Annotated in this window: 10 protein-coding genes; 8 read left to right on the top strand and 2 right to left on the bottom strand. The window is 69.8% G+C overall.

Features of this window, described 5'->3' with window-relative positions; translation table 11 throughout:
* Positions 1-66: 66 nt before the first annotated feature.
* The gene (tuf, locus tag RIU97_RS16475) at positions 67-1,260 is read left to right on the top strand and encodes an elongation factor Tu (protein ID WP_031146566.1); all 1,194 of its coding nucleotides are present in this window, start codon (positions 67-69) and stop codon (positions 1,258-1,260) included.
* A gap of 183 nt (positions 1,261-1,443) precedes the next feature.
* Here tuf and rfbC read toward each other — a convergent pair whose 3' ends face one another.
* Both rfbC and rfbA read right to left on the bottom strand, forming a co-directional pair.
* Positions 1,444-2,043 (bottom strand): dTDP-4-dehydrorhamnose 3,5-epimerase, encoded by a 600-nt coding sequence (gene rfbC, locus RIU97_RS16470; RefSeq protein WP_404957470.1) that lies wholly within the window; start codon positions 2,041-2,043, stop codon positions 1,444-1,446.
* Positions 2,040-2,915 carry a glucose-1-phosphate thymidylyltransferase RfbA gene (gene rfbA, locus RIU97_RS16465; protein WP_362806209.1) on the bottom strand — a complete coding sequence of 292 codons (876 nt, stop codon included), beginning with the start codon at positions 2,913-2,915 and terminating at the stop codon, positions 2,040-2,042. The genes rfbC and rfbA overlap by 4 nt, the downstream gene beginning before the upstream one ends.
* Positions 2,916-2,996: 81 nt before the next feature.
* Between rfbA and rfbB the strand changes: the two genes are divergently transcribed.
* The 7 genes from rfbB to RIU97_RS16430 all read left to right on the top strand — a co-directional run bounded on the left by rfbB (position 2,997) and on the right by RIU97_RS16430 (position 10,216).
* Positions 2,997-3,974, top strand: coding sequence for a dTDP-glucose 4,6-dehydratase (rfbB, locus tag RIU97_RS16460; protein ID WP_361753608.1), 978 nt, complete (start codon positions 2,997-2,999; stop codon positions 3,972-3,974).
* Entirely contained in the window at positions 3,971-4,891 is a 921-nt protein-coding gene (gene rfbD, locus RIU97_RS16455; protein WP_404957467.1) for a dTDP-4-dehydrorhamnose reductase, read from the top strand. The genes rfbB and rfbD overlap by 4 nt, the downstream gene beginning before the upstream one ends.
* On the top strand, positions 4,888-6,222 hold the full coding sequence (locus RIU97_RS16450; protein ID WP_404957465.1) for a hypothetical protein: 1,335 nt from the start codon (positions 4,888-4,890) through the stop codon (positions 6,220-6,222). Before rfbD ends, RIU97_RS16450 begins: the two co-directional genes overlap by 4 nt.
* 68 nt (positions 6,223-6,290) lie before the next feature.
* On the top strand, positions 6,291-6,980 hold the full coding sequence (locus tag RIU97_RS16445; RefSeq protein WP_202200157.1) for a glycosyltransferase family 2 protein: 690 nt from the start codon (positions 6,291-6,293) through the stop codon (positions 6,978-6,980).
* A complete protein-coding gene (locus RIU97_RS16440) occupies positions 6,977-7,435 on the top strand; it encodes a DUF2304 domain-containing protein (RefSeq protein ID WP_404957462.1) in 459 nt (152 codons plus the stop codon). Before RIU97_RS16445 ends, RIU97_RS16440 begins: the two co-directional genes overlap by 4 nt.
* Before the next feature lie 5 nt (positions 7,436-7,440).
* A complete protein-coding gene (locus RIU97_RS16435) occupies positions 7,441-8,340 on the top strand; it encodes a glycosyltransferase family 2 protein (protein WP_404957460.1) in 900 nt (299 codons plus the stop codon).
* Between the two features lie 31 nt (positions 8,341-8,371).
* Positions 8,372-10,216, top strand: a complete 1,845-nt coding sequence (locus tag RIU97_RS16430) for a hypothetical protein (protein WP_404957458.1) — start codon at positions 8,372-8,374, stop codon at positions 10,214-10,216.
* The last annotated feature ends 42 nt before the right edge of the window (positions 10,217-10,258 follow it).

The following is a 10,258-nucleotide window of genomic DNA, read 5'->3' as shown; positions in this document are numbered from 1 at the left end:
CTTTCCAGCAAAGATCACCTGGCGCCGATGAGTAAGGCGTACAGAACCACTCTCCAGGAGGACCCCGTGGCGAAGGCGAAGTTCGAGCGGACTAAGCCGCACGTCAACATCGGCACCATCGGTCACATTGACCACGGTAAGACGACCCTCACGGCCGCCATTACCAAGGTGCTGCACGACGCGTACCCGGACCTGAACGAGGCCTCGGCCTTCGACCAGATCGACAAGGCTCCTGAGGAGCGCCAGCGCGGTATCACCATCTCGATCGCGCACGTCGAGTACCAGACCGAGGCGCGTCACTACGCCCACGTCGACTGCCCGGGTCACGCGGACTACATCAAGAACATGATCACCGGTGCCGCGCAGATGGACGGCGCGATCCTCGTGGTCGCCGCCACCGACGGCCCGATGCCGCAGACCAAGGAGCACGTGCTCCTGGCCCGCCAGGTCGGCGTCCCCTACATCGTCGTCGCCCTGAACAAGGCCGACATGGTGGACGACGAGGAGATCCTGGAGCTCGTCGAGCTCGAGGTCCGTGAGCTCCTCTCCGAGTACGAGTTCCCGGGCGACGACCTGCCGGTCGTCCGCGTCTCCGCGCTGAAGGCGCTCGAGGGCGACAAGGAGTGGGGCGAGAAGCTTCTCGGCCTCATGGCTGCCGTCGACGAGGCCATCCCGACCCCGCCGCGTGACACCGAGAAGCCGTTCCTCATGCCCGTCGAGGACGTCTTCACGATCACCGGTCGCGGTACGGTCGTCACCGGCCGTATCGAGCGTGGTGTCCTGAAGGTCAACGAGACCGTCGACATCATCGGTATCAAGGAAGAGAAGACCACCACCACGGTCACCGGTATCGAGATGTTCCGCAAGCTCCTCGACGAGGGCCAGGCGGGCGAGAACGTCGGTCTGCTCCTCCGTGGCATCAAGCGCGAGGACGTCGAGCGCGGCCAGGTCATCATCAAGCCCGGTTCGGTCACCCCGCACACCGAGTTCGAGGCCCAGGCCTACATCCTGTCGAAGGACGAGGGTGGCCGTCACACCCCGTTCTTCAACAACTACCGTCCGCAGTTCTACTTCCGTACCACGGACGTCACGGGTGTCGTCACCCTGCCGGCCGGCACGGAGATGGTCATGCCGGGCGACAACACCGAGATGACGGTCGCGCTGATCCAGCCGGTCGCCATGGAGGAGGGCCTGAAGTTCGCCATCCGTGAGGGTGGTCGTACCGTGGGCGCCGGCCAGGTCACCAAGATCTCGAAGTAATTCGGGTTCTGACCTGGTAGCTCGTTGAATCGGGCACCAAGTTGCACTGAAGGGCCCCGGCCCATCGCCTCGGCGGTGGGGCGGGGCCCTTCGGCGTGACGGGTCCGCGCGCGGGCCCGGATACGAGAGAGGGCCGCACCCCCGTCCGGGGGTGCGGCCCTCTCTCGTACGTCGTGCGGTGGGTCAGTTCACGCGCAGGGACTCGGTGAACTCCAGGCAGGCGGCGTGATCGGGCAGCAGCCCGGTCTCGATCGCCTCGGCCAGCGACGGGGCGGCCTCGTCGCGGGCGGACAGCAGCGGGACGTCCGCCGGCCACTCGATGCCCAGGTCGGGGTCGAGGGGGTGGACCGAGTGCTCGCCGGTCGGGTTGTACGTCTCCGAGCAGAGGTACGAAAGCGTCGCGTCGTCGCTCAGCGCGCAGAAGCCGTGGCCCAGGCCCTCGGGGATGTAGACCGCGCGGCGGTCCACGTCGTCCAGGCGGACGCCTTCCCACTTGCCGAAGGTGGGGGAGCCGACCCGCAGGTCGACGATGACGTCGAGCACGGCACCGCGCACGCAGGTCACGTACTTGGCCTGGCCGCGCGGCACGTCGGCGAAGTGGATGCCGCGGACCACGCCCGCGGAGGAGACCGAGAGGTTCGCCTGCGCCAGGTTCAGCGGGTGGCCGACGACCTCGGCCAGCCGGTCGAAGCGGTACCACTCGGTGAACAGGCCGCGCGGGTCGCCGTGCAGCTGCGGGGTGACCTCGAAGGCACCCGAGATGGAGAGTTCGCGGAACTTCATCGGGCGTCCTCCTCGTCGAGCAGCGTCAGCAGGTAGTCGCCGTAGCCGCTCTTGGTGAGGGGCTCGGCGAGCGCGCGCAGCTGGGCCGAGTCGATCAGGCCGGCCCGCCAGGCCGCCTCCTCGATGCAGCCGATCTTGAAGCCCTGACGCTCCTCGATCACGCGGACGAACTCGGAGGCCTGGACCATCGAGACGAAGGTGCCGGTGTCCAGCCAGGCGGTACCGCGGTCGAGGATGGTGACGTTCAGCTCGCCGGCCTGGAGGTACGCGTCGTTGACGGCGGTGATCTCCAGCTCGCCGCGGGCGCTGGGCTTCAGGCCGCGGGCGATCTCGACGACCTGGTTGTCGTAGAAGTAGAGACCCGGCACCGCGTAGCGGGACTTGGGCTTCTCGGGCTTCTCCTCGATGGAGATGGCCTGGCCGTTCTCGTCGAACTCGACGACGCCGTACGCGGTGGGGTCGGCCACCGGGTACGCGAACACGCGGCCGCCCTTGGCGCCGGTGTGCTGGGCGAGGCGGGTGCCGAGGCCGCTGCCGTGGAAGATGTTGTCACCGAGGATCAGCGCGACGGACTCGTCACCGATGAAGTCGGCGCCGAGGACGAAGGCCTGGGCGATGCCCTCCGGGCGCTCCTGGACGGCGTACTCCAGCCGCAGGCCGAACTGCGAACCGTCGCCGAGCAGTCGCTCGAACTGGTCGCGGTCTTCCGGGGTGGTGATGATCAGGATTTCGCTGATCCCCGCCATCACCAGGGTGGAGAGGGGGTAATAGATCATCGGCTTGTCGAAGACGGGCAGCAGCTGCTTCGAGACTGCCCGGGTCAACGGCCAGAGTCGCGATCCGGTGCCACCGGCCAAAAGGATTCCACGCATGGGTGAACCCTATGCGAGAGCGTGCAGGGGAGCCGAGCCAAGGGAATGTGACGTTCGGCAGGCCGCTAGACTCTTCGTATTATGCGCATCCTCGTGACCGGCGGCGCCGGCTTCATCGGTTCAGAATTCGTCCGCCAGCAGCTCGGTGCAGATGCCACGGCGCAGATCACTGTCTTCGACAAGCTGACCTACTCGGGCGTCGAGGCCAACCTCGCTCCGGTCGCGGACCACCCCGGCTACACCTTCGTCAAGGGTGACATCTGCGACGCCGAGGCCGTCGACCAGGTCATGCCCGGCCACGACGTCGTCGTGCACTTCGCCGCCGAGTCCCACGTGGACCGCTCGATCGCCGGCGCGGGCCCGTTCGTGATGACCAACGTCGTGGGCACCCAGGTGCTGCTCGACTCCGCCCGCAAGCACGGCGTCGGCCGCTTCGTCCACATCTCCACCGACGAGGTCTACGGCTCGATCAGCGAGGGCTCCTGGACGGAGGAGTGGCCGCTGGTGCCCAACTCCCCCTACTCCGCCTCCAAGGCGTCGTCCGACCTGCTGGCGCTGGCCTACCACCGCACCCACGGCATGGACGTGGTGGTCACCCGCTGCTCCAACAACTACGGGCACTACCAGTTCCCGGAGAAGGTCATCCCGCTGTTCGTCTCCAACCTGATGGACGGCAAGAAGGTCCCGCTGTACGGCAACGGCGGCAACGTCCGCGACTGGCTGCACGTCTCCGACCACTGCCGCGGCATCGACCTGGCCATGCGCAAGGGCCGCGCCGGCGAGGTCTACAACATCGGCGGCGGCACCGAGCTCACCAACAAGGAGCTCACCGGCGTCCTGCTGGAGGCGGCCGGCCTCGGCTGGGAGATGGTCGAGCAGGTCGAGGACCGCAAGGGCCACGACCTCCGCTACTCCATCGACATCAGCAAGATCGGCGCCGAGCTGGGCTACGCCCCGCAGGTCACCTTCGAGGACGGCATCAAGGCCACCATCGAGTGGTACCGCGAGAACCGCGCCTGGTGGGAGCCGCTGAAGGCGAAGGCGGCCCTGCAGAAGTGAGCACCGACCCGCGAGCCGGGCGCTGGCTCGTCACCGGCGCGGCCGGGATGCTCGGCCAGGACGTCCTGGCCGTCCTGAAGCGCGCCCGGATCGAGGCCGTGGGCCTGCGCCGTGCCGACCTCGACATCACCGACCCGGCCGCCGTCCGGGCCGCGGTCGAGGGCTTCAGCGTGGTCGTGAACTGCGCCGCGTGGACCGACGTGGACGGCGCCGAGACCGCCGAGGAAGCCGCCACCGCCGTCAACGGCACCGGCGTACGCGTCCTCGCCGAGGCCTGCGCCGCCGCCCATGTGCGCCTGCTCCACGTCTCCACCGACTACGTGCTGCCCGGCGACGCCTCGGAGCCGTACCGCGAGGACACCGCCACCGGGCCCGTGAACGCGTACGGCCGCTCCAAGCTGGTCGGCGAGCAGGCCGTGACCGAACTGCTGCCGCAGGACGGCTACGTGGTCCGCACCGCCTGGCTGTACGGCGAGCACGGCCCCAACTTCGTCGCCACCATGCTGAAGCTGGCCGCCCAGCGGGACACCCTCGACGTGGTCGACGACCAGCACGGCCAGCCCACCTGGTCCTACGCGCTGGCCCGCCGGCTCGTCGAGCTCGGCCAGGCCGCGCTGCAGGGCCGGGCCATGGGCGGGATCTACCACGGCACCGCGAGCGGCCGGACCACCTGGATGGGGCTCGCCCGCGAGACCTACCGGCTGAGCGGGCTCGACCCCGAGCGGATCCGGCCGACGACCTCCGAGGCGTTCGTCCGCCCCGCCGCCCGCCCCGCCTTCAGCGTGCTCGCGCACGACCGCTGGGACGAGGCGGGCATGGCCCCGCTCGCCGACTGGCGCGAACAGCTGGCCGAGGCGCTCGCCGCCCCCGCCTTCAAGGCACTGGCCGGAGCGGCCCGGGACGGCCGGGCGGGATGAAGACCCTGCTGACCAAGTTGAGCGCGGCGCTGCCGCCGGGCACCGTTGCGGTGGCCGGCGGCACCGTCGTGCTCGGCGCGGCCTCGTACGTCCACCTGGGCGTGGCCGGTCACACCCTGACGACGGACGCCCAGGCGAACGTGTCGGTGCTGTGGACGATCGTGATGTCCATCGGCATCGGCGTCTTCTTCCCCATCGAGCAGGAACTCACCCGGATCGTCTCCGCGCGCGTGGTCCTCGGCCAGGGCGCCGCCCCGGTGCTGCGGCGGGCGACCCTGCTCACCGCGGGGATCCTCGGCGCGACCCTGCTCGTACTCGGCCTCGCCGCGCGGCCCATCGCCGACCTGCTGTTCCACGGGGACCGCGGCCTGGTGGCCGCACTCGGCGGAGCCTTCACCGGCATGGCCGTCTGCTACCTCACCCGCGGGGTGCTCGCGGGCCTCGGCCGCTTCGGCGCGTACGGTGCCCAGCTCGCCGTCGACGGCGGGCTGCGGATCGTACTCGCCTTCGGCTGCGCGCTGTTCGGGCTGAACTCGGCGCTGGCCTTCAGCCTCATCCTCGCCGTCGCGCCCGTCGTCGCGACGCTGGTGACGCTGCCCGCGCTGCTGCGCGCGGTCGGGCCCGGCGAGCCCATCGCCTGGCGGGACCTGTGCAGCGGCCTCGGCCTGCTGGTCTGCGCGACCCTGCTGTCCCAGCTGGTCGTGAACGCGGCCGTGATGAGCACCAAGCTGCTGGCCCCGTCCGACAGCGCGCTGATCGCGGCGCTGCTGAGCGCCCTGGTCCTGGCGCGGGTGCCGCTCTTCGTCTTCGGTTCGCTCCAGGCCTCGCTGCTCAGCGGCCTGACCGCGGCCTTCACCGCCGGTGACCGCGCGGCCTTCTGGGCGATGCTGCGCCGGATCGGCATGGTCGTCGGAGCGCTCGGCCTGCTCGGCGGGGTGCCCGCCACGGTCCTCGGCCCCTGGCTCATCGAGGTGCTCTTCGGCACCGAGGACCCGGTGCTGGACCGCCTCGACTTCTTCCTGCTGTCCGCCGGCACCGTGGCGTACATGTTCGCGATGGTCCTCGGACAGGCGCTGATGGTATTCAAGCGGCACAACCTGCAGTTGCTCTGCTGGGCCGTCGGTACCGCGGTGCTGGTGGGCATCACCCTGGTCCCCGGCGACGTGGCCGTGCGCGTGATCCTCGCCTACGCCCTCGGCTCCACCGCCACCGTCCTCGCTATGCTGGCAGCCCTCAGGCTGAGCTTCCCCGGAGCCGCGGCCACAGCCGGTGAAGCACCCCGGCAGATGGCCGACGCAGGCCCCCCGGGCGTGGGCGCGGCCGGGAAATGACCATGCCTCCCCACGACGTCACACCGATCACCGAGCACTCGTATGTGCCACATTCCGCTGGAGCTACCGTGTCCCAATACGACGATGTCTGGCTGGTCATACCGGCCTATAACGAGGGCCAGGTGATCGCCGAGGTGGTCGAGGGGGCCCGCAAGACGTTCCCCAACATCGTCGTCGTCGACGACGGCAGCACCGACGACTCGGCCAAGCACATAGCGACGACCGGCGCCCACCTGGTGCGCCACCCGGTCAACCTCGGCCAGGGCGCGGCCCTGCAGACCGGCCTCACCTACGCGCTCGCCCAGCCCGGCGCCCGCTACTTCGCCACCTTCGACGCCGATGGTCAGCACCAGACCAAGGACGTCGAGACGATGGTCGCGGTGCTCCGCCGCGACGAGGCCGACGTCGTGCTCGGCTCCCGCTTCATCGAGCAGAACGGCCAGGTGCCGTGGATCAAGCAGGTCGTGCTGCGCACGGCCGCCGCCGTCAGCCCCACCGCGCGCAAGCTCAAGCTCACCGACGCGCACAACGGTCTGCGCGTGCTGGGCCGTGAGGCCGCCGAGCAGCTGAACATCACCATGAACGGCATGGCCCACGCGTCCGAGCTGGTCGGCTTCCTCGCCGGCTCCACGCTGCGCGTCACCGAGGTACCGGTGGACATCCTCTACACCGACTACTCACGCGCCAAGGGTCAGTCCCTGATCAACGGCGTCAACATCCTTTTTGACATTTCGCTGCGGGAGCGTGGGCGTCGATGAAGTACTTCTGGATCCAGCTGCTGCTGATCGTCGGCTCGGTGTCGATGGCCCTGATGTTCATCCGGACCTGGGGCCAGGCGAAGAACCGGGCGTGGAAGCGCATCGCGTTCTCGGCGTTCGTCATCGTCAACGTGTACGCGGTGCTCCGCCCGACCGACGTCACCTGGCTCGCCCAGCAGCTGGGCGTCGGCCGTGGCACCGACCTGGTGCTGTACGTGATGGTGCTCGCGATGGGCTTCCTCACGCTCAACACCTTCCTGCGCTTCCGCTCGCTGGAGAAGAAGATCACCGACCTCGCCCGGACGGTGGCCATCAACGAGGGCGTCCGGCACAACGACGAGCGCCTGGGTGCGGACGCCGTCGTGGCGCAGGCCGCCGCCCCGGACGCCGCCGCCGGTGACAAGGCCGGGGCAGAGGCCGAAGCCGGCGCCGACTCCGACTCCGTGAAGGCCTGAAGTCCATGGTGACCTTCGACTTCATGCTCCCCTACTACGGGGACGTGCAGCTGATGCAGGACGCCGTCCGCAGCGTCCTGGCGCAGACGGACCGGGACTTCCGCCTCGTCGTGATCGACGACGGCAAGGAGCCCGACGTACCCGGCTGGTTCGCGCAGCTCGGTGACGACCGGGTCCACTACACGCGCAACGAACAGAACCTCGGCATCACCAAGAACTTCCAGAAGTGCGTGCGGCTGTCCGAGGCCGACTACGTCGTCATCATGGGCTGCGACGACCTGCTGCACCCGCACTACCTGGAGACCGTGCGCGGGATCGTCGGGGCCCGCCCGGGCATCGGCATGGTCCAGCCCGGCGTCGAGGTCATCGACGGCGACGGCCAGGTGACGGCGGGCCTCGCGGACAACACCAAGAAGCGGCTGTACGCACCGCAGGTGAAGGGCCGCCGGCTGATGGCCGGTGAGGAGCTGGCCGCCAGCGTGCTGCGCGGCAACTGGCTCTACTTCCCGTCGATCGCCTGGCGCGGCGAGGCCCTGCGCAAGGTGAACTTCCGCGACGACTACTCGGTGATCCAGGACCTCGCGCTCGTCGTCGACCTGCTCGAAGACGGTGAGCAGATGGTCATCGACAACTCCACCACCGTGTTCCAGTACCGCCGCCACGCGGTCAGCGAGTCCTCGGTGCAGGCCTTCTCCGGCACCCGCTTCGCCGAGGCCGAGCGGTACTTCTCCGCGGTCGCCGCGCGCATGGACTCCCGTGGCTGGCCGAAGGCGGCCCGCGCGGCGCGCTTCCACAGCGCTTCCCGTCTGCACGCGCTGACGATGCTTCCCGGAGCCCTGCGCCGCGGGCACAAGGAGGGCGCTCGTACGCTGGCGAAGCACGCCTTCACCTCCGGCCAGAACTGAGCCGACTCCGCCCACCATGAAACGGACTGAGATGACACACCTGGCCCCCGAGGAGGTCGGTGAGGCCGGCGCTCCGGCGCAGCGGCCTGCCGAACCGGCGCAAGGCAAGAGCCAGTCGTCCCCCTCCCGGAGCGAGGCGTGGCTGTCCCGGCGGTGGGTACTGGCCCTGGCCGAGGTCGTCGTCAGTCTGGTGGCAGCGCTCGGGTTCACGCTGCTGAGCACGCACATCAGCGTGAACCCGCTCGTCCGCATCGGTCAGGTCAGCGGCCTCGCCAAGCTCCAGATGTACGCGGCCGTACTCGGCCTGCCGCTGCTCGCGATCCTGCTCTTCACCGCCTACCGCGGCACCCTGCACCGCCACCAGCTGGCGAAGCGCCTGGTGTGCGCCGCCCTGGCCGGTCTCGCCACCGGTGTGGTGGCGGGCGGTGTGGTCGTCGCGCTGCGCGGTACGCCCTGGGGCCTCGGCGGCCAGGAGGGCGACCCGAGCGCCCTGATCGCCATGGCCAACTCGTTCCTGCACGGCGAGGGTCCGTCGGGCATCTACCCGCCGCTCTTCCCCGGCCTGATGGCCGTCTGGGCGAAGCTCCGCTACGACGGCGCCGGCGGCACCGGGTTCGCCCTCAAGGACTTCCAGATCTTCTTCACCGCCATCGCGGGCCCGATGACGTACCTGGCCTGGCGGCTGCTGCTCCGGCCGTTCTGGGCGCTGCTGATCGCCGTGCCGTCGGCCATCCTCTTCATGGACCCGATCCGTCCCTACAGCCACGCCAGCATGCTCGTCCTGCTGCCGCTGCTCGGCTACACGCTGCGCGAGATGCGCCGCTGCGGCGACCGGCCGCTGCGCGCGACGCTGCTCCGCGGCGTGGTCCTCGGCCTCGTCTTCGGCGTGGTCTTCCTCTGGTACTCGGGCTGGTACGTCTGGGCCGCACCGGGCGTGTTCCTCCTGGCGCTGTGCGTCTTCCCGTGGCGCGCCGGCAAGGCGGTGGTCAAGCGGACCGCCGCGTTCGTCGGCGTCACCCTGCTGACGGCCGGCGTCGTGGGCGCCCCGCTGATCTACCAGATGGCCCGGCTCGGTTCCCAGACCCCGGACCGCTACGCGTTCCTGGCCGTGTACGTCGACCCGGCGTACGTCCTGGGCTGGGTGTCCGACCGCTCCGGGAAGCTGGAGTACCAGACCTGGCCGGCGGCCGGCGAGATGGCGGGCCAGAGCGGTTTCGCCCTGCTGCTGCTGTTCGCCGTGGGCCTGGGCGTCGGCCTGGCGCTGCGCAACATCATGGTCCTCACCGCCGCCGCCACGCTGGCCGGCGCCTGGCTGGCCCGCTTCTGGTTCGCCTCGCACATGGCGCACGACAAGGCCGTGCAGCTCTTCCCGCGCACCACCTGGATCATCATGTACTGCCTGATGATCCTGGCCGTCCTCGGCATGATGGCCGTGGTGAACCGGGGCTCCGGCTGGGCCGAGCGCACCCTGCGGCCGAGCGGCGCGGCCCCGGCCGCCCGCGTCGTGCCCCGGCGGGTCGTCGCGCAGCTCGCGACCGGCATGGTGTGCGCGGTCGCGCTGTTCGCCACGATGGGCGCGTCCTGGTCGGTCAACCGGTACATGCCGCAGTCCGACAACATGACGATGGGCATCGACGCCTGGCGGGCCCACACCATCAAGAAGGCGGACGGCACCTGCCCGCGCTTCGCGCCGGACAAGAAGAAGTGCGCGGACATCGTCACGAACGACTGGAAGCAGAACGCCGACGACGGCGAGATCTGGTGCGGCGGCATCGGTCCGCTGAACTGGAAGGCCGTCTGCGGGCGCAAGGCGCCGGCGTCGGAGCTGCAGAAGGAAGAGCAGGAGCAGAAGGAACGGGAAAAGGCGAAGAAGTAGCCTTCGTCACCGTCGAGGACCCCCGGCCCGCAGTTCGCTGCG

Source organism: Streptomyces sp. 147326, assembly GCF_045000215.1.
In the GTDB taxonomy this organism is placed as follows: Bacteria; Actinomycetota; Actinomycetes; order Streptomycetales; family Streptomycetaceae; genus Streptomyces.
Note: the sequence above shows the minus strand (reverse complement) of the source record. Positions and strands in the feature narration are given on the sequence as shown.